Origin of the sequence: Aureibaculum algae (assembly GCF_006065315.1) — a bacterium.
GTDB lineage: Bacteria > Bacteroidota > Bacteroidia > Flavobacteriales > Flavobacteriaceae > Aureibaculum > Aureibaculum algae.
Map to the genome: position 1 here is coordinate 4,004,299 of NZ_CP040749.1, position 25,466 is coordinate 4,029,764.

32 protein-coding genes are annotated in these 25,466 nt (G+C 32.5%); 5 read left to right on the top strand and 27 right to left on the bottom strand.

Annotation, left to right across the window (positions count from 1 at the left end):
* Position 1 precedes the first annotated feature (1 nt).
* The 25 genes from secY to rpsL form a co-directional block, all read right to left on the bottom strand.
* Positions 2 to 1,339: a preprotein translocase subunit SecY gene (gene secY, locus FF125_RS16990; protein WP_138950905.1), complete on the bottom strand. Its 1,338-nt coding sequence runs from the start codon at positions 1,337 to 1,339 to the stop codon at positions 2 to 4.
* A gap of 7 nt (positions 1,340 to 1,346) precedes the next feature.
* Entirely contained in the window at positions 1,347 to 1,799 is a 453-nt protein-coding gene (gene rplO, locus FF125_RS16995; protein WP_117879378.1) for a 50S ribosomal protein L15, read from the bottom strand.
* A gap of 9 nt (positions 1,800 to 1,808) precedes the next feature.
* On the bottom strand, positions 1,809 to 1,991 hold the full coding sequence (rpmD, locus tag FF125_RS17000) for a 50S ribosomal protein L30 (protein WP_117879379.1): 183 nt from the start codon (positions 1,989 to 1,991) through the stop codon (positions 1,809 to 1,811).
* A gap of 12 nt (positions 1,992 to 2,003) precedes the next feature.
* Positions 2,004 to 2,528, bottom strand: a complete 525-nt coding sequence (rpsE, locus tag FF125_RS17005; protein WP_117879380.1) for a 30S ribosomal protein S5 — start codon at positions 2,526 to 2,528, stop codon at positions 2,004 to 2,006.
* Positions 2,529 to 2,537: 9 nt separating this feature from the next.
* Positions 2,538 to 2,891: a 50S ribosomal protein L18 gene (gene rplR, locus FF125_RS17010; protein WP_138950906.1), complete on the bottom strand. Its 354-nt coding sequence runs from the start codon at positions 2,889 to 2,891 to the stop codon at positions 2,538 to 2,540.
* A gap of 12 nt (positions 2,892 to 2,903) precedes the next feature.
* Positions 2,904 to 3,446 (bottom strand): 50S ribosomal protein L6, encoded by a 543-nt coding sequence (rplF, locus tag FF125_RS17015; RefSeq protein WP_138950907.1) that lies wholly within the window; start codon positions 3,444 to 3,446, stop codon positions 2,904 to 2,906.
* 13 nt (positions 3,447 to 3,459) lie between these two features.
* Positions 3,460 to 3,858, bottom strand: a complete 399-nt coding sequence (rpsH, locus tag FF125_RS17020; RefSeq protein WP_117879383.1) for a 30S ribosomal protein S8 — start codon at positions 3,856 to 3,858, stop codon at positions 3,460 to 3,462.
* A 62-nt stretch (positions 3,859 to 3,920) separates the two neighbouring features.
* The gene (rpsN, locus tag FF125_RS17025; RefSeq protein ID WP_138950908.1) at positions 3,921 to 4,190 is read right to left on the bottom strand and encodes a 30S ribosomal protein S14; all 270 of its coding nucleotides are present in this window, start codon (positions 4,188 to 4,190) and stop codon (positions 3,921 to 3,923) included.
* Positions 4,191 to 4,193: 3 nt separating this feature from the next.
* Positions 4,194 to 4,745, bottom strand: a complete 552-nt coding sequence (gene rplE / locus FF125_RS17030; protein WP_138950909.1) for a 50S ribosomal protein L5 — start codon at positions 4,743 to 4,745, stop codon at positions 4,194 to 4,196.
* A gap of 2 nt (positions 4,746 to 4,747) precedes the next feature.
* On the bottom strand, positions 4,748 to 5,056 hold the full coding sequence (rplX, locus tag FF125_RS17035; RefSeq protein ID WP_117879386.1) for a 50S ribosomal protein L24: 309 nt from the start codon (positions 5,054 to 5,056) through the stop codon (positions 4,748 to 4,750).
* A gap of 11 nt (positions 5,057 to 5,067) precedes the next feature.
* The gene (gene rplN, locus FF125_RS17040) at positions 5,068 to 5,436 is read right to left on the bottom strand and encodes a 50S ribosomal protein L14 (protein WP_117879387.1); all 369 of its coding nucleotides are present in this window, start codon (positions 5,434 to 5,436) and stop codon (positions 5,068 to 5,070) included.
* A gap of 2 nt (positions 5,437 to 5,438) precedes the next feature.
* A complete protein-coding gene (rpsQ, locus tag FF125_RS17045; protein WP_117879388.1) occupies positions 5,439 to 5,696 on the bottom strand; it encodes a 30S ribosomal protein S17 in 258 nt (85 codons plus the stop codon).
* 19 nt (positions 5,697 to 5,715) lie between these two features.
* Complete coding sequence (gene rpmC / locus FF125_RS17050; RefSeq protein ID WP_138950910.1) at positions 5,716 to 5,907, bottom strand: 50S ribosomal protein L29; 192 nt, start codon at positions 5,905 to 5,907, stop codon at positions 5,716 to 5,718.
* 11 nt (positions 5,908 to 5,918) lie between these two features.
* Positions 5,919 to 6,353 (bottom strand): 50S ribosomal protein L16, encoded by a 435-nt coding sequence (gene rplP / locus FF125_RS17055; protein ID WP_117879390.1) that lies wholly within the window; start codon positions 6,351 to 6,353, stop codon positions 5,919 to 5,921.
* Positions 6,354 to 6,372: 19 nt separating this feature from the next.
* A complete protein-coding gene (rpsC, locus tag FF125_RS17060; RefSeq protein ID WP_138950911.1) occupies positions 6,373 to 7,089 on the bottom strand; it encodes a 30S ribosomal protein S3 in 717 nt (238 codons plus the stop codon).
* A 5-nt stretch (positions 7,090 to 7,094) separates the two neighbouring features.
* Entirely contained in the window at positions 7,095 to 7,505 is a 411-nt protein-coding gene (rplV, locus tag FF125_RS17065; protein WP_117879392.1) for a 50S ribosomal protein L22, read from the bottom strand.
* A 3-nt stretch (positions 7,506 to 7,508) separates the two neighbouring features.
* A complete protein-coding gene (rpsS, locus tag FF125_RS17070; protein ID WP_117879393.1) occupies positions 7,509 to 7,787 on the bottom strand; it encodes a 30S ribosomal protein S19 in 279 nt (92 codons plus the stop codon).
* 9 nt (positions 7,788 to 7,796) lie between these two features.
* Positions 7,797 to 8,621 carry a 50S ribosomal protein L2 gene (gene rplB, locus FF125_RS17075; protein WP_138950912.1) on the bottom strand — a complete coding sequence of 275 codons (825 nt, stop codon included), beginning with the start codon at positions 8,619 to 8,621 and terminating at the stop codon, positions 7,797 to 7,799.
* Between the two features lie 11 nt (positions 8,622 to 8,632).
* Entirely contained in the window at positions 8,633 to 8,923 is a 291-nt protein-coding gene (gene rplW, locus FF125_RS17080; RefSeq protein ID WP_138950913.1) for a 50S ribosomal protein L23, read from the bottom strand.
* Between the two features lie 4 nt (positions 8,924 to 8,927).
* Complete coding sequence (rplD, locus tag FF125_RS17085) at positions 8,928 to 9,557, bottom strand: 50S ribosomal protein L4 (RefSeq protein ID WP_138950914.1); 630 nt, start codon at positions 9,555 to 9,557, stop codon at positions 8,928 to 8,930.
* Positions 9,557 to 10,174: a 50S ribosomal protein L3 gene (gene rplC / locus FF125_RS17090; protein WP_138950915.1), complete on the bottom strand. Its 618-nt coding sequence runs from the start codon at positions 10,172 to 10,174 to the stop codon at positions 9,557 to 9,559. Before rplC ends, rplD begins: the two co-directional genes overlap by 1 nt.
* Positions 10,175 to 10,327: 153 nt before the next feature.
* Positions 10,328 to 10,633: a 30S ribosomal protein S10 gene (gene rpsJ / locus FF125_RS17095; RefSeq protein WP_117879398.1), complete on the bottom strand. Its 306-nt coding sequence runs from the start codon at positions 10,631 to 10,633 to the stop codon at positions 10,328 to 10,330.
* A gap of 18 nt (positions 10,634 to 10,651) precedes the next feature.
* Entirely contained in the window at positions 10,652 to 12,775 is a 2,124-nt protein-coding gene (fusA, locus tag FF125_RS17100) for an elongation factor G (protein ID WP_138950916.1), read from the bottom strand.
* Between the two features lie 3 nt (positions 12,776 to 12,778).
* Positions 12,779 to 13,255: a 30S ribosomal protein S7 gene (gene rpsG, locus FF125_RS17105; RefSeq protein WP_117879400.1), complete on the bottom strand. Its 477-nt coding sequence runs from the start codon at positions 13,253 to 13,255 to the stop codon at positions 12,779 to 12,781.
* Between the two features lie 25 nt (positions 13,256 to 13,280).
* Positions 13,281 to 13,655: a 30S ribosomal protein S12 gene (rpsL, locus tag FF125_RS17110; RefSeq protein WP_117879401.1), complete on the bottom strand. Its 375-nt coding sequence runs from the start codon at positions 13,653 to 13,655 to the stop codon at positions 13,281 to 13,283.
* 171 nt (positions 13,656 to 13,826) lie between these two features.
* Between rpsL and FF125_RS17115 the strand changes: the two genes are divergently transcribed.
* From FF125_RS17115 to FF125_RS17130, 4 genes are all read left to right on the top strand, one after another.
* Positions 13,827 to 15,506, top strand: a complete 1,680-nt coding sequence (locus tag FF125_RS17115; protein WP_138950917.1) for a ShlB/FhaC/HecB family hemolysin secretion/activation protein — start codon at positions 13,827 to 13,829, stop codon at positions 15,504 to 15,506.
* Between the two features lie 159 nt (positions 15,507 to 15,665).
* Entirely contained in the window at positions 15,666 to 18,788 is a 3,123-nt protein-coding gene (locus tag FF125_RS17120) for a SusC/RagA family TonB-linked outer membrane protein (protein ID WP_138950918.1), read from the top strand.
* A 10-nt stretch (positions 18,789 to 18,798) separates the two neighbouring features.
* Positions 18,799 to 20,295, top strand: a complete 1,497-nt coding sequence (locus tag FF125_RS17125; protein ID WP_138950919.1) for a SusD/RagB family nutrient-binding outer membrane lipoprotein — start codon at positions 18,799 to 18,801, stop codon at positions 20,293 to 20,295.
* 20 nt (positions 20,296 to 20,315) lie between these two features.
* Complete coding sequence (locus tag FF125_RS17130; RefSeq protein WP_138950920.1) at positions 20,316 to 21,164, top strand: hypothetical protein; 849 nt, start codon at positions 20,316 to 20,318, stop codon at positions 21,162 to 21,164.
* 263 nt (positions 21,165 to 21,427) lie between these two features.
* Here FF125_RS17130 and FF125_RS17135 read toward each other — a convergent pair whose 3' ends face one another.
* Entirely contained in the window at positions 21,428 to 23,761 is a 2,334-nt protein-coding gene (locus FF125_RS17135; protein WP_138950921.1) for a hypothetical protein, read from the bottom strand.
* A gap of 237 nt (positions 23,762 to 23,998) precedes the next feature.
* On the opposite strand from FF125_RS17135, the gene rlmB reads away from it, so the two are divergent.
* Complete coding sequence (gene rlmB / locus FF125_RS17140) at positions 23,999 to 24,733, top strand: 23S rRNA (guanosine(2251)-2'-O)-methyltransferase RlmB (RefSeq protein WP_138950922.1); 735 nt, start codon at positions 23,999 to 24,001, stop codon at positions 24,731 to 24,733.
* A 65-nt stretch (positions 24,734 to 24,798) separates the two neighbouring features.
* On the opposite strand, the gene FF125_RS17145 is transcribed toward rlmB, so the two are convergent.
* Positions 24,799 to 25,458 (bottom strand): rhomboid family intramembrane serine protease, encoded by a 660-nt coding sequence (locus FF125_RS17145; protein WP_138950923.1) that lies wholly within the window; start codon positions 25,456 to 25,458, stop codon positions 24,799 to 24,801.
* Positions 25,459 to 25,466: the final 8 nt, after the last annotated feature.

Genomic DNA, 25,466 nt, shown 5'->3' on the forward strand with positions numbered 1-25,466 from the left:
ATTATACTACTGATTTTCTATTAGTTCCTGTTTTCATTAAACCATCATAGTGACGATTTAATAAATGTGAATTTATTTGTTGTATTGTATCTATAGCAACACCCACCATAATTAATAATGATGTACCACCATAAAAAATTGCCCAACCCGGTTGCACCCCTGCTTTTACAATAAAAGCTGGTAGTATAGCCAACAGAGCTAAAAATATTGAACCTGGAAATGTTATTCTTGATAAAATAGTATCTAAATAGTCAGCCGTTTCTTTACCTGGTCTTATTCCTGGTAAAAAGCCTCCACTCCTTTTCAAATCATCTGCCATTTTGTTGGTAGGAATTGTAATTGCTGTATAAAAATAACTGAAAATTATAATTAAGATCGCAAACACTACATTATACCAAAAACCAAACATATCTTGAAAAGCAATACCCATAGACTTCAAGGTATTATTTTCTGCACTTGATAATAACTGAGGCACAAACATTAAAGCTTGAGCAAATATTATCGGCATAACACCAGATGAATTTAATTTCAATGGAATGTATTGTCTTGCACCAGCAGCATCTTCAACATTACCTGCAACTGTACGCCTAGCATACTGAACAGCTATCCTTCGAACCGCGGTGACTAAGAAAACACATGCTAAAATAGCTACCAACCAAAGTATTACTTCAATTAAAACCATTAATAAACCTCCATTAGATTGTGTAACCCTAGAAGTAAATTCTTGCATAAATGTTGATGGTAATCGTGCGATAATACCAATCATAATTAATAATGAAATACCATTACCAATACCTTTATCAGTAATTCTTTCACCCAACCACATTGCAAACACAGTACCCGTAGTTAGTAAAAGAATAGATGAAAACCAGAATAACGGCCCTCTACCTAATAAAAATGCTGTTTCAGGAATACCTAAACTTGGTAAACTTGCAATATAAGCAGGAGCTTGTAATAGTAAAATACCAATGGTTAACCAACGTGTTATTTGATTGATTTTTTTACGACCACTTTCACCTTCCTTCTGTAATTTTTGTAAATAAGGTACTGCTATACCCATCAACTGTACCACAATAGATGCAGAAATATAAGGCATAATACCTAATGCCATTACTGAAGCTTGAGCAAATGCTCCACCAGTAAAGGCATTTAACAATCCTAATAAATTATTATCACTAGTCTTATTAGCAAGATTTGTTAATTGAGTTCCATCAATACCTGGCAATGTTACTTGAGCAGCTAAACGATAAACAACCATTAATCCAAGCGTTAAGATAATCTTATTTCTTAACTCTTCAATTTTCCAAATATCTTGTATGGTACTTATAAATTTTTTCATTTATTTCTTATAATGTTACTGCTTTTCCACCTACCTTTTCAATAGCTTCTTTTGCTGTTGCAGTAAATTTATGTACAGTAATATCTAATTTCGCTTTTAATTCTCCTCTACCTAAAATTTTAACCAAGTCATTTTTACCAACAACTCCATTATTAACTAGAATTTCAAAAGTAACTGTATCTTTAATGCTACCATTATCTACCATAGTTTGTAAGGTATCTAAATTTATAGCCGCGTATTCTTTTCGGTTAATGTTAGTAAACCCAAATTTAGGTAAACGACGTTGAATTGGCATTTGACCACCTTCAAATCCTATTTTCTTAGAATAACCAGAACGAGACTTAGCACCGTTATGACCTCTTGTAGCTGTACCACCTTTTCCAGATCCTTGACCTCTACCTATTCTTTTCGCTTTACTTTTAACTGCACCTTTGGCAGGTCTTAAGTTGTTTAATTCCATATCGTTATCTTATTTAACTTCCTCTACAGAAACTAAGTGTTTAACTTTATTTACCATACCTAGAATAGTTGGTGAAGCATCATGCTCAACAACCTGATTCAATTTACGTAAACCCAATGACTCTAAAGTTCTTTTTTGATCTTGAGGACGTCTGATTTGACTACGTACTTGTTTTACTTTAATTTTTTTCATCTCCTCTTAGTTTTATCCGTTAAAAACTTTGTTTAAAGAAATTCCTCTTTCTTTAGCAATAGTATTTGCATCACGCATTTGCAATAAAGCATCAAAAGTTGCTTTTACCACGTTATGAGGATTTGAAGAACCTTGTGATTTTGATAATACATCATGTACACCAACAGATTCTAATACCATACGTACAGCACCACCAGCAATTACACCAGTACCATGAGTAGCAGGTTTTAAAAATACTTTTGCACCAGCATACTTACCTTTTTGTTCGTGAGGTATTGTATGTTTTATGATTGGTATTCTTATTAAATTTTTTTTAGCGTCTTCAATAGCTTTTGCAATAGCAGAGGCAACATCCTTAGATTTTCCAAGACCATGACCTACAACACCATTTTCATTACCAACAACAACAATTGCTGAAAAACCAAATGTTCTACCACCTTTTGTTACTTTAGTAACCCTTTGTACTCCAACCAAATGATCTTTTAAATCTAATCCACTTGGTTTTACGTGTTCAACGTTTCCGTATTTTTGATACATAAATCTTAATTAAAATTTTAATCCTGCTTCTCTTGCTCCATCCGCAAGAGCCTTTACTCTACCGTGGTATAAATAACCATTTCTATCAAAAGCAACACCTTCTATTCCAGATTTTGTCGCTTTTTCAGCCAATGCTTTACCTACTGCAGCAGCTACTTCAATTTTTGTGCCTTTGGCAGCAATTCCTTTATCTCTTGATGATACTGCAACCAATGTGTTACCAGTAATATCATCTATTAATTGAGCATCAATTTCTTTATTACTTCTAAATACTGAAAGCCTTGGCTTTTCATTTGTACCTGAAACAATTTTTCTAATTCTTTGCTTAATTCTTTGTCTTCTCTGAAGCTTTGATAATGCCATAATATCTATTTATTATGCAGATTTACCTGCTTTTCTTCTTAATTCTTCTCCTACAAATTTAATTCCTTTTCCTTTGTAAGGCTCTGGTTTACGATAAGAACGAATCTTAGCTGCTACCTGTCCTACTAATTGCTTGTCAAAAGAACTTAATTTTACAATTGGATTTTTACCTTTTTCTGATACGGTTTCCACTTTAACTTCTGGAGCCAAATCTAAAACAATATTATGCGAAAACCCTAAAGCTAAATCTAACCTTTGTCCTTGATGACTAGCTCTATAACCAACACCAACTAATTCTAACTCCTTTGACCAACCTTTAGAAACTCCTTCAATCATATTAAACATAAGAGCTCGGTATAAACCATGCTTTGCCTTATCTTCTTTACTATCTGAAGGACGTGTTACTAAAATATTTCCGTCTTCAACTTTAATAGTTACATTAGAATATTCTTGCGTTAATTCGCCTAATTTCCCTTTAACGGTAACTACATTATCTTTAACATCTATAGTAACTCCTTCTGGAATCGCCACTGGATTATTTCCTATTCTTGACATCTCTTATTCTTTATTAGTAAACGTAACATAAAACTTCTCCACCAACATTTTCCAATTTGGCCTGTTTGTTAGTCATCACACCTTTAGAGGTTGACACTATCGCAATACCAAGACCATTTAAAACTCTTGGTAAATCAGAAGTATTTACATATTTACGTAAACCTGGTTTACTAATTCTTTCAATTTTCTTAATTACAGGCTGTTTTGAAACACTATCATATTTCAAAGCAATCTTAATAGAATCTTGAACTTTATTTTCTTCAAACTTATAACTTAAGATATAACCTTGATCAAATAAAATCTTAGTCATTTCTTTCTTTAAGTTAGAAGCTGGTATTTCAACAACTCTTAGTCCTGCATTCGCTGCATTTCTAATTCTTGTTAAATAATCTGCAATAGGATCTGTATACATATATATTTAATTACGGTTTTGGTTTTTAACATTTAGGTTAAACCTGAAACCAATTTATAATTTTACCAACTCGCTTTTCTAACACCAGGTATTAAACCTTGGTTAGCCATTTCACGAAATGTTACACGAGAAATTCCGAAGGTTCTCATATACCCTTTAGGTCTTCCTGTTAATTTACAACGATTGTGTAATCGAACAGGAGAAGCGTTTTTAGGTAACTTTTGTAATCCTTCGAAATCGCCAGCTTCTTTTAAAGCTTTACGTCTCTCAGCATATTTAGCTACTGTTTTTCTTCTTTTTACCTCACGGGCTTTCATTGATTCTTTAGCCATGTCTTAATTTTTTTTAAATGGTAAACCTAATTCGTTTAACAATGATTTTGCTTCTTTATCAGTATCGGCAGAAGTTACAAAAGTAATATCCATACCACTAATTTTATTCACCTTATCAATATCAATCTCAGGAAAAATAATTTGTTCAATAATTCCTAAATTGTAATTACCTCTTCCGTCAAAACCCGTAGATTTTATACCTCTAAAATCTCTTACACGTGGTAATGATGCTGTTACTAATCTATCTAAAAATTCGTACATCTTTTGTCCACGTAACGTAACTTTAACACCAATTGGCATTCCTTTACGTAATTTGAACGATGCAACATCTTTCTTAGACATAGTTGCTATTGCTTTTTGACCAGATATTTTGGTCACTTCGTCAAGAGCATAATCAATTAACTTTTTATCAGCTACTGCAGCACCTACACCTTTGCTAATTACAATTTTTTGTAATTTAGGAACTTGCATAATATTTTTATAGCCGAACTCTTCGGTTAAAGCAGCTTTAATTCTGCTATTATATTCTTCTTTAAGTCTAGGTACGTATGCCATAACTAAATAATTTCTTTTGATTTTTTAGAGAATCTTACTTTTTTGTCGCCCTCAATTTTATATCCCACTCTAGTGGTATTGCCATTTTCTACTAACATAATGTTAGATATTTGGATAGGAGCTTCAAATTTTGAAATTCCACCTTGAGGATTTTGAGCACTTGGTTTCGTATGTTTAGATACCATATTAACACCCTCTACAACTGCTTTGTTCTTATCTTTAAGAATTTTAACAATCTTTCCTTCTTTACCTTTATCTTCTCCTGTTGTTACTCTAACAGTATCGCCTGTTTTTAGTTTGATCTTTATCATCATCTATAATTTTAAAGCACTTCAGGTGCTAGTGATACAATTTTCATGAATTGTTTTTCACGAAGTTCTCTAGCCACTGGTCCAAAAACACGAGTACCTCTCATCTCTTCAGTTGGTGTTAACAATACACATGCATTATCATCAAATCTTATATAAGAACCATCTTTACGACGTACTTCTTTTTTTGTTCGTACCACAACTGCTCTAGAAACTTGTCCTTTCTTAACTGTGCCGTTAGGTGTAGCATGTTTTACCGACACTACAATTTTATCGCCAACAGAAGCGTAACGCCTTTTTGTTCCGCCTAAAACTCTTATTACCAACACTTCTTTTGCACCGGTATTGTCAGCTACTTTTAATCTTGATTCTTGTTGTAACATAATTATTTAGCTCTTTCTAAGATTTCTACTAATCTCCAACGTTTGGTTTTACTTAAAGGTCTTGTTTCCATGATCTTTACAGTATCCCCTTCATTGCAGTCGTTTTTTTCGTCATGTGCAACATATTTCTTCGTCTTAATAACGAACTTTCCGTACATAGGATGCTTTGCTTTTGATACTTCATTAACAACAATAGATTTCTCCATTTTGTTACTTGAAACAACTCCTATTCTTTCTTTTCTAAGATTTCTTTTTTCCATCTTGTAAATACGAATACAATTACTGTACTTCTCTTTTAGTTAATTCTGTGGCTAATCTTGCAACTGTCTTTCTTAAATCTTTCAGTTGAATTGGATTCTCAAGTGGAGTGATAGCGTGTGCCATTTTAAGATCTGAATAGTTCTTTTTTACTCCTGCCAATTTTTCCTGTATATCTGCTACAGCTAATTCTTTAATTTCTGATTGTTTCATCTCTTATGCTTTTAGGCCTCGTTTTCCTCGTAATCTCTTGCGATAATAAATTTTGTTCTTACAGGTAGTTTCTGTGCTGCTAATCTCAGTGCTTCTTTAGCAACTTCGATTGATACACCTCCTATTTCGAATAAAATTCTACCTGGTTTTACCACAGCTACAAAATATTCTGGAGCACCTTTACCTTTACCCATACGTACCTCTAAAGGCTTTTTCGTAATAGGTTTGTCTGGAAATATTTTAATCCAAATACTTCCTTGTCTTTTCATATAACGCGTTGCTGCAATACGAGCTGCCTCAATCTGACGTGATGTAAGTAGGTCTTGATCTAAAGATTTTATACCGAACATACCGTTTGAAAGTCTATGACCTCTTTGGGCATTCCCTTTCATGTTCCCTTTAGCCTTCTGTACTTTACGATATTTCGTTCTTTTTGGTTGTAACATTTCTTAAAACTTTAAAAAATTATTTTCTTCTTTGAGGCTTTCTTCCTCCACCTTTGTGACCACCTTTACCTTGTTTCTTAGACAAGCCAACTAATGGAGACAATTCTCTTTTGCCATACACTTCACCTTTCATAATCCATACTTTAACACCTATTCTTCCATAAGTAGTATGAGATTCTACTAAAGCATAATCAATATCAGCTCTAAATGTAGAAAGAGGTATTCTTCCTTCTTTATAAGATTCTGAACGTGCCATTTCTGCTCCATTTAAACGACCTGAAATTTGTACCTTAATACCTTCAGCATTCATTCTAATTGTTGCAGCAATAGCCATTTTAATTGCTCTTCTATAAGATATTCTATTTTCAATTTGACGTGCAATACTAGTTGCTACTAAAAAAGCATCTAATTCAGGACGTTTAATTTCAAAAATATTTATCTGTACTTCTTTACCAGTAATCTTTTTAAGTTCTTCTTTCAACTTATCAACTTCTTGACCACCTTTTCCAATAATAATTCCAGGACGAGCCGTAGTAATTGTTATCGTTATCAATTTAAGTGTACGTTCTATAATAACTCTAGCAACACTTGCTTTAGCCAATCTAGTGTGTACGTACTCTCTAATTTTATAATCTTCTGCAAGCTTATCGCCGTAGTCATTTCCACCATACCAGTTAGATTCCCATCCTCTGATAATTCCTAAACGATTTCCTATTGGATTAGTTTTTTGTCCCATACTATTTACGAATTGCTTGTATTATTTTTTTCTCCTAATATCATAGTAACATGATTAGAACGTTTTCTTATTCTATGTGCACGCCCTTGTGGAGCCGGTCTTAATCTCTTTAACATTGCTGCACTATCAACATAAATTTCTTTTACAAATAATCCAGCATCCTCGATATTTGCATCTTCATTTTTTGCTTGCCAGTTTGCTATTGCAGACAAAGTCAACTTCTCTAAATCACGTGAAGCTGCCTTTGGACTGAATTTCAAAAGAGCTAATGCCTTTTCTACTTCAACACCTCTAATCTGATCAGCAACCAATCGCATTTTTCTTGGCGAAGTTGGACAACCATTTAACTTTGCAAAAAATTTAGTTTTGCGATCTTCTTTAAGCTGCTGTGCTCTTAATTTTTTTCGAACTCCCATTGCTTATCTTTTACCTTTATTTTTCGTACCACCATGTCCTCTAAACGAACGAGTTGGTGAAAATTCTCCTAATTTATGACCTACCATGTTTTCAGTAATATATACTGGAACAAATTGACGACCATTGTGAACTCCAATTGTTTGTCCAACAAAGTCAGGTGTAATCATTGAGGCTCTTGACCATGTTTTGATTACAGATTTTTTTCCAGAATCTATATTAGTTTGTACTTTCTTTTCCAATTTATGGAAAACGTAAGGTCCTTTTTTTAATGAACGTGCCATATCTTTCTCTTATTTTTTTCTACGTTCTACGATATACTTATTACTCGCTTTCGTCTTAGAACGTGTTTTAAATCCTTTTGCAGGAATACCGTTTCTAGATCTTGGATGTCCACCTGAAGATTTACCTTCACCACCACCCATTGGATGATCTACTGGATTCATAACTACTGGTCTAGTTCTTGGTCTTCTACCTTGCCATCTAGATCTACCTGCTTTACCAGATACTTCCAATTGATGATCTGAATTAGATACAACACCTATAGTTGCTTTACATGTAAGTAAAATTAATCTTACTTCACTAGAAGGCATTTTGATTGTTCCATATTTCCCTTCTCTTGCAATTAACTGAGCAAAAGAACCTGCACTACGAGCAATAACTGCTCCTTGACCAGGATGTAATTCAATACAAGAAATTATTGTACCTAATGGTAAATCTTTTAAGATTTTAGCATTACCTACCTCTGGCGTTGCTTTCTCTCCAGATAATACTGTTTGTCCAACCTGTAAACCAGCTTGAGCAATTACATATCTTTTTTCACCATCAGCATAATTTAATAAAGCGATATAAGCAGTACGATTAGGATCATACTCTATAGACTTTACTGTAGCTGGTATACCGTCTTTCTCTCTTTTAAAATCGATAATACGGTATCTTTTTTTATGACCACCACCCAAATATCGCATGGTCATCTTTCCTCCACTATTTCTACCACCAGATCTTTTTTTCGGTGCTAACAAACTCTTTTCAGGCTTGTCAGTAGTTAACGTTTCAAAAGTATTTAATACTTTATGACGTTGACCTGGAGTTACTGGTTTTAATTTTCTTAATGACATCTTTTTTCGTCTTAAATATTGCTATAAAAATCTATGCTATCTCCGTCAGCTAATTCAATAATAGCTTTTTTATAAGCTCCTATTTTACCTGTAACAACCCCTTTTTTGGTAAATTTTGTATTACGTTTTACCGGGTAATTCAAAGTTCTAACTTTACTAACTGAAACACCATAAGTGCTCTCAACAGCATTCTTTATCTCTATCTTATTTGCACGCTTATCAACCTCAAACGTGAATCTATTATGCAATTCACTCAGTTCGTTTGCTTTTTCCGTAATAATTGGTTTTATTAAAATGCTCATGCTATTACTTGCTAAGATTTGATTCAATTTCTCCTATACTTCCTTCCGTAAGAACAATTTTATTTGCGTTAAGCATTCCGTAAGTGCTTAATGATGAAGCGTTTACAACGCTAGTGCCTTTTAAATTGCGAGAGGACAAATATACATTTTTATTTGAAGCATCCAACACAAACAACGTTTTTTTGTTATTTAGCTCTAAAGCATTTAAAACATTTGTAAAGTTTTTTGTTTTTGGAGCATCAAATTCAAAGTTCTCTACAACAACAATATTGTTGTCTTTTGCTTTGATTGATAGTGCTGATTGTCTAGCTAATCGTTTTAAACCTTTATTCAATTTAAAACTATAACTTCTAGGTCTAGGGCCAAAAATTCTACCACCACCTCTAAAAACTGGAGATTTAATAGAACCTGCACGTGCTGTACCTGTACCTTTTTGTTTCTTTATCTTTCTAGTACTACCTTTTATCTCAGCTCTTTCTTTCGCTTTGTGAGTACCTTGTCTTTGATTTGCTAAAAATTGCTTAACATCTAAATAAACAGCATGCTTATTTGGTTCTATTGCAAAAATCGCATCTGAAAGCTCAACTTTTCTTCCAGTTTTTTTCCCGTTGATATCTATAACTTCTACTTTCATTATTTCTGAATAGTTATGTAAGCGTTTTTATGACCAGGAATAGCTCCTTTAACTACGATAAGATTCTTTTCAGCTATTACTTTTAAAACTCTTAAATTTTGAACTTTCACTTTATCACCACCCATTCTACCGGCCATTCTCATACCCTTAAATACTCTTGCAGGATAAGATGCTGCACCTATAGAACCAGGAGCTCTAAGACGGTTATGTTGACCGTGAGTTGCTTGACCAACACCACCAAAACCGTGACGTTTTACAACCCCTTGAAAGCCTTTACCTTTAGAGGTACCAGCAACATCAACAAATTCACCTTCTTTAAAGTGTTCTACAGTGATTGAATCACCTAATTTGTACTCCTCATCAAAACCTTGAAATTCAGCAACGCGACTTTTGGCAGTTGTTCCAGCTTTCTTAAAGTGTCCTTTTAACGCTTTAGTTGTCTGCTTTTCTGCTTTGTCATCGAAACCTAGTTGTAAGGCTTCATAGCCGTCAACTTCTTTGGTTCTGACTTGGGTAACTACACACGGACCTGCTTCGATAACCGTACAAGGAATATTTTTCCCGTTGTCATCAAAAATACTGGTCATTCCAATTTTTCTTCCTATTAACCCAGACATTTTACTTATTTATTAATTAATTATTATTTACTTACTTTTTTTCCAAAAAAATAGGGTCAAAAATAATTCAACCCTGAATGTATTTTTTTCCGTTTTTCCCTCGTCAACCGCTTAGGACATGTTGAGATACAAATAAATTGCATCCCTTAATAATTATACTTTGATCTCTACTTCAACACCACTTGGCAATTCTAGCTTCATTAAAGCATCAATTGTTTTTGATGATGAACTGTAAATATCTAATAATCTTTTATAAGAACTTAATTGAAATTGCTCTCTAGATTTTTTATTTACGTGTGGTGATCTTAATACTGTAAATATTTTCTTGTGTGTTGGTAATGGAATTGGCCCATTAATAACAGCACCTGTACTCTTAACTGTTTTTACGATTTTCTCAGCAGATTTATCTACTAAATTATGATCGTAAGATTTTAATTTTATTCTAATTTTTTGACTCATCTTTGTCTATTTAGTAAATTAACCTTGTGCTTTTTTAATTACATCAGCAGAAATATTAGATGGAGTTGCTTCATAATGTGAAAACTCCATTGTCGATGTAGCTCTACCTGATGACAATGTTCTTAAAGATGTAACATAACCAAACATTTCTGATAATGGTACTGTTCCTTTAATCACTTTTGCACCTGCTCTATCTGACATACTTACTACCTGACCTCTTCTTCTATTTAAGTCACCTACAATATCACCCATGTTCTCTTCTGGTGTAAGCACTTCCATTTTCATTATAGGCTCCATGATTACCGCACCTGCCGCCTTAGCCGCTGATTTATAACCCATTTTTGCTGCTAATTCAAAAGATAATGCATCTGAATCCACAGGGTGAAAAGATCCATCTTTCAATGTAATTTTCATTGAATCCATCTCATAACCAGCTAAAGGTCCGTTCTTCATTGCTGCTGCAAAACCTTTTTCTACAGAAGGAATAAATTCTTTTGGAATACGTCCACCTTTAATAACATCAATAAACTGTAAACCTTCACCTACAAAATCTTCATCAACTGGTCCCATTTCAAATACAATGTCAGCAAACTTACCACGTCCACCAGATTGTTTCTTATAAACTTCTCTAGTTTCTGCACTTTTTGTTAATGCTTCTTTATACTCTACTTGAGGCTCACCTTGATCTACCTCTACTTTAAATTCACGACGTAATCTATCAACAATAATATCTAAGTGAAGTTCTCCCATACCAGAAATAATGGTTTGTCCAGAAGCTTCATCTGTTCTCACTGTAAATGTTGGATCTTCTTCAGCTAATTTACCTAAAGCCACTCCAAGCTTATCAACATCAACTTTTGTTTTAGGCTCCACTGCGATACCAATTACTGGATCAGGAAAATCCATTGATTCTAAAACAATAGGATGTTTCTCATCTGATAAGGTATCACCAGTTTTAATACTTTTAAAACCAACAGCTGCACCAATATCTCCAGCCTCAATATAATCAATTGCATTTTGCTTATTAGCATGCATCTGATAGATACGAGAAATACGTTCTTTTTTACCAGAACGATTGTTCAATACATATGAACCAGCATCTAAATGCCCTGAATACGCTCTAAAAAATGCTAAACGTCCTACAAAAGGATCCGTTGCAATTTTAAAAGCTAACGCAGCAAATGGTTCTTTTACGTCTGGCTTTCTTTCAATTTTTTCACCTGTATCTGGATCAGTACCTACAATAGCATCTTTATCTAAAGGTGAAGGTAAATAACGACAAACTGCATCTAATAAGAATTGAACTCCTTTATTTTTAAATGCCGAACCACATATCATTGGTATGATTGCCATATCCATAACCGCAGCTCTTAGTGCAGCATGTACTTCATCTTCAGTAATTGAATCTTCATCTTCCATGAACTTTTCTAATAAGTTCTCATCATAACTAGCAACTTCTTCAATCAATAAAGCTCTATGTTTTCTTGCATCTTCTTTTAAATCTTCAGGAATATCAACTACATCAAAAGTAGCACCCATATTTTCCTCATGCCATATAATTGCTCTGTTCTTAACTAGATCAACTACACCTTTAAAATCTCCTTCTTCACCAATAGGTAAAACGATAGGAACTGCATTAGAACCTAACATTTCTTTTACCTGTCTGTTTACCATCATAAAGTCTGAGCCTTGACGATCCATTTTATTAACGAATCCAATTCTTGGTACTTTATAATTATCAGCTAACCTCCAGTTTGTTTCAGACTGTGGCTCAACACCATCAACTGCCGAAAACAAAAACACCAACCCATCAAGTACTCTCAACGAACGATTTACCTCTACGGTAAAATCAACGTGACCAGGAGTATCAATAATGTTACAGTGATAACTTTTTGATTCAGGAGTTGGTTCACCATTCAAACGTGGAAAAACCCATTCACAAGTAGTTGCAGCAGAAGTAATTGTAATACCTCTTTCTTGCTCTTGCTCCATCCAGTCCATTGTTGCTGCACCATCATGTACCTCACCAATTTTGTGAGAAACACCAGTGTAAAACAACACACGTTCTGTAGTTGTAGTTTTCCCCGCATCAATATGAGCGGCAATACCTATATTCCTTGTATATTTTAAATCTCTTGCCATTTCTTAAAATCTAAAGTGTGAAAACGCTTTATTAGCTTCCGCCATTTTATGCACATCAGTTCTTTTCTTAACTGCCGCACCTTCCTCTTTAGCCGCAGCTAAAACTTCATTTGCTAAACGTTGAGCCATAGATTTTTCATTACGTTTTCTAGAATATGAAATCATCCATTTCATAGCCATAGAAACTTTTCTATCTGGTCTAATTTGCATTGGTATTTGAAATGTTGCACCACCCACTCTTCTACTTCTTACTTCAACATGCGGCATAACGTTAGATAACGCTTCTTTCCAAACTTCTAAAGATGTTTTCTCTTCGTCTTGTTTTTTCTCTTCAACGATATCCATCGCATCATAAAAAACTTTAAACGCTACTGACTTTTTACCGTCCTTCATTAAATTATTTACAAAACGAGTTACCAGCTGATCTTGAAATCTTGGATCTGGCAACAAATGTCTTTTCTTTGCACTTCTTTTTCTCATTACTTCTTACATTAAAGCGTTAAAATTATTTCTTAGGACGTTTAGTTCCGTATTTAGAACGTCTTTGTGTTCGTCCTTCAACCCCTGCAGTATCTAAAGCACCACGAACTACGTGATATTTTACCCCAGGCAAATCTTTTACTCTTCCTCCTCTAACTAATACTATCGAGTGCTCTTGTAAATTATGTCCTTCACCAGGTATGTATGCATTCACCTCATTACCATTAGTCAACCTTACCCTAGCTACTTTTCTCATAGCAGAATTTGGTTTTTTTGGTGTAGTAGTGTAAACACGTGTACATACGCCTCTTCTTTGTGGACAAGAATTTAATGCAGCCGATTTGTTCTTCTTAGTTATTTGGGTTCTTCCCTTGCGTACTAATTGCTGTATAGTTGGCATATAAATTAATTGTTATTTTACTTATTAAAAATAAACCTCTTTTTTAAGAGTGTGCAAATGTATAAATAATTTCTGTTTCTACAAACAGGTGTTGCCTAAAATTTATCATCATTTTAAAAACATTTTCAAATAAGTCCATTTTTAACAGTTTTAAACTAATTTTGAACCGATTTGAAACAGAAATTTACACCATATATATATATACTCTTTTTAATCCTCTTTTTTAATCATTGTCATGGTCAAAAAATAGAATTGAATATTTCTTCCATTGACAGCACTTCAACATGGTTTTTACAAAATATACATTACCAAAAGCGTCATTTTACGGAAAAATCAATATTTACAACTTTAGATTCTATAAGAAGTGAAATTGAAAAATCTGGCTTTTTAAATCATAGCATTGACAGCCTGATAAAAACCGATAGTAGCTATACAGCCTATTTTAATCTCAGAAATCAAATTCAAAACATTAGAATCTATTTTGATAAAAAAGAAATTAATCAATATCAACTATCCACTAATTCAAAAAACGCAACCTCAAACTATTTTGAAGTACAGCCATCAAAACTGACAAACACCTTACATCAAATTACCAATTCACTCGAAAAAGAAGGTAAATCATTTTCTGAAGTTTCATTAAAAAATATCACCATTAAAAATGACACATTAATTGAATCACACCTATTCATTAAAAAATCTACCGCTAGAAAAATTGACAAGGTAATTCTAAATGGCTATAGTAATTTCCCAAAAACTTTTCTTATTCATAAATTAGGAATAGAAAAAAACACTGTATTTAGTAAACAAAAAATTGACAAAGCATCATCTGCAATTAATTTCATTCCTTTTGTTTCTGAAACAAAACCTCCTGAAGTGCTTTTTACAAAAGACTCAACAATCGTTTATTTAAATCTAAAAAAAGAAAATGCAAACAAATTTGACGGATTAATTGGTTTCACCTCCAATGAAACCGGAAAAGGACTTTCTCTTAATGGTTATTTGGACTTATCATTAAACAATCTTTTCAATTCGGGTGAAAACTTAAATCTAATCTGGAAGAATAATGGTAATAATAGACAAGTATTTAATCTAGACATTTCACTACCCTTTGCGTTCAACTCAAAATTATCTCCATATCTAGCTCTAAATATATATAAACAAGATTCTTCCTTTGTCAATACCTTATTTAAATTTGCACTGCCTTATCAAATTGACAATAGAAATTCTATTGGACTCTTGTTACAGTCAGAAAGCTCATTAAATTTATTGTCATACATTAACAGTAACATTGAAGATTATTCAAATTTATTCTTGGGCCTAAATTATAATTACAGCATACCACTTAACCATAATATTTTCAAATCAAAATTCAAATTCATAATAGAAGGACTTGCTGGTAGAAGAAATGGCATCACAAAAGACAATCAAATTAAGATTCATTTAAAAAGTAACTTCTTATGGAGCTTAAACCAAAAAAATTATATTTTTATACAAAACCAAAGCAGTTTAATTAATTCTAAAAATCTTTATAACAATGAACTATTCAGAATTGGAGGTTCAAATAGTATCAGAGGGTTTGATGAGGAAAGTGTATTTGCATCATCCTATAGTACATTAAACTTAGAATATAGATACTCAACCAACAATAGTTCCTACCTTTATTCAATAACCGATTTAGGTTATATTAATTACAATAAGGTAACTTCACAATTGTACGCTTTGGGTCTTGGGTATGCTTTTACAAGTAAATTAGGATTTATCAATTTGAGTTACGCCATAGGGGGTAATTCAAATCAAGCTATTGAATTAAATAATTCTCGCTTTCATTTAAAGATTATTAATTTTTTCTAAATAATCAGGAGCATTTTATAGAAAACGCACCATAAAGCCGATATGACTAACAGATTCTTAGCGATACCTTAACATTATGTTAACTTTTTTAGTTAAAAAACTTTTTTTATTAACATAATTTTATCATTTTTGCGACAATTAATTCAAATAAAAATAAACATGAAAACAAAGTTTAATGGATTTTTAACGCTATTACTAGCGTTTATGGTGCAACTAACGTTTGCACAAGAAAAAAATGTCACCGGTACGGTTACCGACGAATCAGGACCGTTACCAGGTGTAAGTATAATAATTAAAGGAACTACGTCAGGGACTGAAACGGATTTTGATGGTAATTATTCCATCAAAGCGAGTGCAGGTGATGTACTTAAATTTAGTTTTATTGGTATGTCTTCAAAAGAAGTTACAGTTGGAGCATCAAATACTATTAATGTAGTATTAGAAGCCGATAACGTACTAGAAGAAGTTATTGTTACCGCTTTAGGTATTGAAAGAAACCCTAAAGAACTTTCTTATGCAGTAACAAGCTTAAAAAGTGACGAACTTACAAAAACAAAAGCTGTAAACGTTGCTACTGCTATGGTAGGTAAAGTTTCTGGTTTACAAATTAACACTGTTAATAATAGTGTTAACGCGGAAACAAGAGTAGTACTAAGGGGTAATAGATCTTTATTAGGAAACAACCAAGCTCTTATTGTTATTGATGGTTTTCCATCGGCAAGAGGGGTTCTAGACAGAATTAACCCTAATGACATTGATAATATTAGTGTTTTAAAAGGTTCTAATGCGGCAGCTCTTTATGGTTCTGAAGCTTCAAATGGTGTAATTATTATTACCACGAAAAAAGGTAAAGGTAAATTATCTGTTGAATTTTCAAGTAGCTATACTGCTGAAAAAGTAGCTTATTTACCTGAACTTCAAGAAGAATTTGGTGCTGGTGGTTTCCCTGATGGAACCATTTATCCGTTAGAAAATGTAAACTGGGGACCTCGTTATGATGGTCAATTAGTAGATGCGAGTGAAACCTTAGATAATGGTGAGGTTTGGCAAGTACCTTACTCAGCAATAAAAAATAGAAATAGAGATTTCTTTAATACAGGTTCTACTATTAGAAATGGTGTTACTGTTTCTGGTGGTGATGAAAATGGAGATTTTCTTATGTCTATAGATCAAAGTAATGTTGAAGGGGTTATGCCTAAAGACACATATAACAGAACAAATTTCAGATTAAAAGGAAGTAGAACTTTTAACAAATTAAGAGTTGGAGGTAATTTATCATTCTTTAGATCACATGCGAATCTAGTTGGTGAAGGTGGTCGTCAAGACAGACCTGTTTATTGGAATGTTTTAAACACTCCTTTACATTTACCTTTGAATGAAATGAAAAACTGGCAAACTGGTAAATTCACAAGAAATGAAGTTTCATTTTTTAGATTTTATGAAAACCCTTGGTTTATCATTGATACACAAAGAGAATATACAGATCGTAATGAATTTAATATCGTAAGTTTTGCAGATTATGATGTAACCGATTGGTTGACCGCATCTTTAACAATGGGTTATACAGGTGTTAGTCAAAATTTTAAGAGAAAATTTGGAGCCTATACTTATGCTTTTCATTTAGCAAATACCTATTCAGAAATGGATGAATATGGAGCTAGAACATATGACCAAACATTCAATAGTTCACGTTTTAACAGTGATTTCATATTGAAATTTAACAAGGATATTACGGAAGATTTTAATGTGAAGTTAATTCTTGGACAAAATATGAGAATTACTAACTCTAAACAAATAGACGTTAGTGGATCAGATTTGATTATTCCAGATTTTTGGAATGTTTCAACTAGAACTGGTGATTTGATTGGTTCTGAAAGAACTACTGATTATAGAAAAGTAGGTGTGTATGGAGATGTAACTTTTGGATATAAAGATTTTCTTTATGTAAGTGGTACTGGTAGAAATGATTGGTCTTCAGCATTACCTGTTGAAAACAATTCATATTTCTATTATGGTACTGGTCTATCTTTGGTTTTAACCAATGCGATACCTAGTTTAAAAACAGATAATGGTTTTAGCTATTTAAAATTAAATGCCAATTATACCAAAACTGGTAATGATGCTGGTGCATATCAATCAAATAACGTTTTTGTTGCTCCAAATGATAGTAATAGCTCTTACGATGATGCTTCGGCATATAGTTTTCCTTATGGAACAACGGTTGGTTTATCACAATCAAGTAGAGATGCAGATCCTGGATTAAGTCCTGAATTTACAACTTCTATTGAAGCAGGTATCGAAATGGGTTTCTTTAGAAATAGATTAATTGCTAATATTTCAGCTTATCAAACCAATTCAACGGATCAAATAGCTCCGATAAATGTAGCGTCATCTTCAGGTGCTCTTAGTTCACTTACTAATATTGGTGAAATAGAGAATCAAGGTTTAGAGGTTGAATTAAGTGGTGATATTCTTAAAAACGAAGATTTCAATTGGAATGTAGGTGTTAATTATTCAGGATATAAATCAGAAGTTATTTCATTATCAGAAGGAGTTCAACAAGTTGATCTTGGTGGTTATTCAACTGCACAAGTTATTGCTGAAGTAGGATCTCCTTACCCATTACTTAGAACTACGGCTTACGAAAGAGACCCTCAAGGTAGAGTAATTGTAGGTGCTAATGGTGATCCATTACAAGATAGTGATAATCAAACACAAGGTCAAACTGCTCCTAAATATATAGTTGGTTTAACTACGAGTGTAAGATATAAAGGATTTAGTTTATACGCAGCTATGGACTATAGAACAGGTCATGTATTTTATAATCAATTAGTAGATGCTTTAGAATTTACCGGTTTATCTCAGCATAGTGTTTCAGCTGGAAGACAACCTTTTGTATTCCCTAACTCATCTTACAACACTGGTACTGATGCAGCCCCAGTTTATGTAGCTAATACAAACAGATTGACTTCAGATGGAGGTAATGCTTTTTGGGATGAATACAATAACGTAAAAGAAAACTATGTTACTGATGCTACAACGTTAAAATTAAGAGAAGTACAATTGTCATATAATTTAGATGAACAATTTGTAAACAGTATCGGTTTTCAAGATATTCAGTTCGGTATTTTTGGTAGAAATTTATTAACATTTAGACCAAAAGACAATGTTTACTCTGATCCTGAATTTAACTTTACAACAGGTAATGCTGTAGGTGTAGGTAACCAATCTCAAGGTCCTCCTACAAGACAATACGGTTTGAACTTAACGATAACTTTTTAAAAACATGAAAATGAAAACAATAAAAATAAATAAATCGATTTTACTGTTATTATCCGTAGCGATACTAACTGTAAGTTGTAATGACTTTTTGGATGTCAATGAAAATCCAAACAGTCCATCAATTTCTACGCCTAGTTTAACCTTGCCAGTAGCTCAACAAGAGATGGCACAGTTAAACGGAACAGATATGACCTATTTAGGAAATATGTTGGTAGTAAATTGGGCTACACCATCAAACTGGTCTGCAAATTCATTATTTGCTAGATATAGTTTTACTGCAACTTCTTATGATGATATATTTGAGAGATCTTATGTATACATGTTTAAGAACTTAACGTATGTTGAGAATTATACAGATCCTACAGGTGCTGCCGATTATAGTACTTATAAAGCGATTTCACAAATAATGAAAGGATATCAATATCAATTACTAGTTGATTTGTATGGAGATATTCCTTTTACTGAAGCCAACTTACGTGGAGAAAATACTACACCAAAGTATGATGATGCTGCAACAGTATATAAAAGTGTAATAGATTCATTAACATCTGCTGCAAACTTAGCATTAAACTTACCTGATAATGCAGAAGACCCTGGAACTCAAGATATTATTTTGGGAGGTCATATGGATGAGTGGGCTCAATTCGCTAATACTATTAAATTAAGAATGTTAGTACGTTTAAGCAATACTAATGATGATGCTTATATTGCAAGTCAAATAGCATCGATAGATGCTAATGGTGCCGGTTATATTACTGCTGACATTAGTGCTAACCCTGGCTATACTGCATCTGCAGAAAAGCAAAGTCCATTTTATGATTATTTTATTGCTGAATCAGGTACACAACAGGATAGAAATGATTTTACAGTTGCTTCTAAGCATACTATAGAATATTTAACATCTATTAATGATGATAGATTATCAAGATTATATTTGCCAGCAGCTGCAAGTGGTAACTTTAAAGGAGCTGAGCAATCTACAGTTTTACCTGGTACAGGTTTCACTAACCTTGATTTATCTCATGTTGGTCCCGGTTTGTTAAAGTCTGCAGAACAAGATCAAGTGATTATGTCTTTGGCTGAAGCATTGTTTATTCAAGCAGAAGCTACAGAAAGAGGATATATTACTGGTGGTGATTCTGCTCAAGATTTATATGAGGCAGCAATAGCAGCTTCTTATGAATTTTTAGAAGTTCCTGATGCATCTACAGCTGCTGCTGCATATTATGCACAGCCAATTGCTAATGTTTCTTGGGCTTCCTCTCCAAATAAAATCGAAGCAATTATGACTCAAAAATGGATTGCCTTAAATGGTACTTCTTCTATTGAGTCTTGGATTGATCTTACTAGAACTGGTTTCCCTGCTGGATTGCCAATTCCTGCAGAATCAGATGGCGTTCGTCCTGTAAGATTATTATATCCTGCATCTGAAGTTTCTAGAAATAGTGATAACGTTCCGTCACAAACGGCTAACGATATCTTTACACAGAATCCATTTTGGAAATAAAATATAAAAAAATATAAAAAATGAAAAATATAAAATTTAATTCGATATTCCTTGGAGTACTTACTATGGTAAGCTTCATGATGAGTTCATGCGATCCTTTGCTAGATGATTACGAAACTGATTTTGGAAAGGGACCTATTCTAGCTCAATTTAACAGTCAAAATACCACTGCCAACTTTATACAAGATGGTACAACGCAAACTTATGATGTTGCAATTTCTATCATTGGTGGAGATAATCAACCAATTAATAGACCTGTTGAAGTAACAATAAGTGCTGATCCAAGTTCAACAGCAACAGCTGGTACAGAGTTTAATTTGACTACAACCTCTTTCACTATACCTGCGGGACAATTATCAACCAATGCTCAAATTGAAGTATTGACGGCTAATTTAGATCCTTTTGATGCAAAAACTCTTGTGTTAAAGATTGATACTTCTTCAGAAGGAGTATCGGAAAGTAATTTAACTAGTATTAAATTACAAGGTGTTTGTGAATTAGATTTAAGTGGATTTGTAGGTGTTTATTCTTCAGTTAACACTCGTTTTGCCGCACCACTTGTTTCAACGGTTGAATTAGGTCCAGTGCCAAATTCATTACTTATTACAAATACAGATGGATATGGAGACGATGAAGTTGTTGTACTATTAAGTACAGATGTAACAAATCCTACGATGACGTATATTAGTGAAGAGAACCAAGCGTATTTATATGATAATTCAACTTATGGATGGGTTTGGGCAACAACACTCACTCCTGAACAATCTACTTATAATTCGTGTGATTATTCTTTAAATTTAGAATATAAGCGTTGTGTAAGCATTGGTTGTTTTGGTGGATCGAGAGTTATCACTATGACTAAACAATAGTTAGAATTCTTTTAAAATATTTAAAACCACCTTTTCAAACATTGAAAAGGTGGTTTTTTTATGTCCTTAAACCAACTACAGAATAACCGTTAATAATGCTTACGTTCTATTTCTATAAATATAATTCGACAATCTTTATTCTAACATAAATTAAGGCTTAGCTCATACAAAATCCAATCACAAAGTAAAAACGGATAAATGACAGTACTTCAATTTATATAGTACATTATCTAATTTCATAATAATAATTTCTAAATCTTAGACTAATGTACATTTACAACATTAGAAAATAGACTTCCGTCTGCACCCATTCCTTCAATATATAGGTTAAATTCTTTAGTCTGTCCGTTAGGTATTTTTATTAAAAACTCGTTATTTTTATCTGTTGTTGCATTGGGAATCCAATTTACCGCTCCATAGTCTATAAAATCTGTTGAGTTTATATTATAACGAGGAGTGTAATATTGTTTGGCAATAGAAAAACCATAATCAACCAGAACATCTTGGTAATTATCACTTGATTTTATCGTTTCACTAACATTTTTAGTGAAAATATGGATGGTATTTACCCTTTTATTAACATATATTTCTTCCACCTCCGAAATTTTCAGATCCCTTAAAAATGCAAAATCTCCATATAATGCAACATTGTCTAAATATACAGTAGTAGTTGCGTTTCCTCTCCTATCCTTTATATACACGTCACTATTATTTTTTGTAACATAAAAGCCATACTTTGAAAATTCATAGAATAGTAGGGAATTTGGAAAATCGCTTTTAGACAAATTAATATATCTGGAGCTTATCACATTTAAATACAGTTCATTTTTAGGGTTTATTGTTGCTTTTAAAATTACAGTATCTAATAAATTATTATCCTTAGGGTTTAAAAAATCTTGATTATAAGTGACCATTCTTGTTTTTGGTACACGTTTATAAAAAAGAGAAATTCCTGTTGTATCTAAGATCGTTAAGGTTTCTCTAGGATAAATAGTATAATACACAGGAGTTTTAACCAATTTACCATTTTTCTTTTTGACACTAAAATAAACAGATGTGCTATCCGCTATATACAAATTAGAAAAGGTAAAAGCACCATCTACAATGTTAGCGTTCAGATGAAGCATATTTTCGGGAGAAGAAAGCACTATTTTTGAATCTTGTTTTACATCATTGTTATTTATTTTACCCTTCACTTGAAATCCCGTTTCAAATGGAAAGTTGACTTTTGGAGGATTGTTAAAAACATCGTGCCAATTAAATCTACGCCAACCTTGGTTAAGTAGCAATAAATCTAAATTATACAGAACTTTTCTATCTGAATACTTAAAATAATAGCTCGGATTTTCTATATTTCCTTTAACATAGGGCGACAATAGAAAAGTAGATAATATTGTCGCCTGATTTTCATAAGCTTTTGATTGATGTGGTAGAACCGAAATACTGAAATTATTCTTTATATCTTTAAGACCATCTATTTTAAACCGAACAATACTACTGTCTTTTTTATGATTAATATTTTTTAATCTAACTTCTTTTATTGGATTTACTAAATTGTTAAATACTATTCTTTCTGAAATGGGTTTGGCAAATTTATCCATCAACGTAATGATATTAACACCAGCTAGCAAGTCTGATTTTGGAATTGAAATAAGATATTCTAATTTATCTTCTTCAAACTTAACAACTACCTTTTTTAAAAGTCCATCACGGTGCATCAACAAATAAAAATCATTATTTATTAAACCTGGTAAGGTGAGATTATTTGTTTCTAATTTAATAAATAGACTTGATGCATTAGAGTTCTCTAAAACCATAGAAATTCCTTTTTTTTTCGCAATAGGCAAGCCTTTTTCAAGCGTATTCTCATTTTCCAAAACAACCTTTACACGGTAATTATTATTTATTTCCCAATTTAAACTGAACTTACCCATTCCAAATTCATTACTCTCAAAATTGGTAATAATTTTATCATCTTTATCTACTACAGTACCTGATTTAATAACAATACCTTTTCCAGAACTATCAATAATTTTAAACCCAATAGAATTGGTAACATCCTGTATGATAGTTCCACTTTCCGGCAATAATTGTAAATCATATTTATTGGTCTGAATTGTTGCGTTTTCTTTAGATGATACTTCCTCACCAACTACCTCAATTTTTTGTAAATAGCCACTGTAATGTTTAAAATTTCTTGTCCAGTTCGTGGTAGATTGAAGATAATAAATGCCTGGTAGAAATTGTTCGTTTATCTTTATGTTACCATTACCGATACCACCTTCGGTCTTTATCAATTTATTAATAATCAATACTCCACCTTCATTATAAATACTCACATATAAGTTTGTAGTACTATTGTAGGGTTTATGGGTTTTATTATTGTACACATAGGTTTTAAACCAAATTTCTTCACCATTTAAAAACTTCGTTTTGTTTAAATGGGTATAAATAGTTTCGGGTTCAAACTTAAAATACGTTGGATAAGCGTTTTCTAAATGATCTATTGAATTTAATTGAGCATTAACATTCAAACAGGAAACAATGATTAAGATTTGAAAGATAAATTGTAAGCTATTAATATTTCTCCTTATCATATTTTTTTAAATTGAATTAACGTCTTCTTGAAATTGAATTTAATCAATAGAACCCATTTATTATTTAGTATTATTTAAAATGTGTAGATAAATCAATCAATTAAAACTAGCGTTTAAATTATTATATATGATGATTTTTCGCTGTATTTTATTGAATTTTAATAAACTCCTGCTACTAATATAATACAAAATCGTGATTGTATGATATATTTAGCATAAAATATCTATTTTTGCCCCATGCAAGAAACCTCAAACATATTTGGTATAAGAGCGATTATTGAAGCTATAAATGCTGGTCAATCATTAGAGAAAGTATATATTCAGAAAGGACTCAGCGGACACTTATTTTCAGAGCTAAATACCCTCATTAAACAGCATAACATTTCAACGAGCTATGTGCCTGTTGAAAAATTAAATCATCTCTCTAAAAATCAGAATCATCAAGGAGTAATTGCCAAAATTTCAGCAGTTGATTTTTATAGTTTAGAGGATATTTTTACAACAATTAATAAGGATAAACCATTATTCTTACTTTTAGATCAGATTACAGATGTTAGGAATTTTGGGGCTATTTTAAGAACCGCAGAGTGTACTGGTGTGGATGCCATTATTATTCCTAATCAAGGAAGTGCACCATTAAATGCAGATGCTATTAAAACATCAGCTGGTGCTGCTTTTAAAATTCCAATATGTAAAGTCAATCATTTATTGGATGCCATTTATTTTTTACAAGCAGAAGGTATTCAAATTGTTGCAATTACTGAAAAGACAGAGGATACTATTTATGAAGTTGAACTTAATAAACCCACCGCATTAATTATGGGTTCTGAGCATAAAGGTATTTCGCCTGCTATACTTAAAATAGCTGATGCTAAAGCTAAATTACCATTGTTAGGTGATATTGCGTCTCTGAATGTTTCTGTGGCTTGTGGAGTAGCCTTATATGAGACTGTAAGACAAAGGAGAAGTTAACAGTAGTAGTCTTCAGATGGCAGTCCTAAAAACTTATCAACTGCCACTAGTAACTGAATGCTGATTTATTCTTCTTCATGATGTTCGTCATACATTAGAAGAGGATCTTCTTCATCAAAATTTTCATCTTCCCAATAGTATTTTTCAGGTTGCGGACCATGTTTTCTATAGATAACAGCAAACACTATTCCAATTAAAAACCCTGATAAATGACCTTCCCATGATACACCTTCCTTAATGGGTAGAATATACCAAATCATACTTCCATATAAAAAAATCACAATTAAAGATACCGCAATTAAACGATAATATTTACGAATCATTCCACTAAATAGTATAAAACTAAACAGTAAATAAACAACTCCACTAGCTCCTATATGATACGCAGGTCTTGCTATTAACCAAGTTAATAAACCACTTAACAGCACTCCGTAAATAAGTACTTTAAATGCAATATTTCTATAAAAATAAAACAACGCACTCATTAAAATAAAAAGTGGAATGGAATTATTAAACAAGTGTTTGACACCACTATGAATAAAAGGAGAAAAAACAATGCCTCGTAATCCTTTTAACGTTTTAGGATACAAGCCATACTTTGTCAAATACAAATTATAATTACCTTCTACCCAAAACACCACCCATAAAAATAAAACAAAATACAATGGTATTGCAATAACCATTGGCGAAAATTTAAATGGTTTATGTTCTTCTTGTAAATTCATAATTGGGT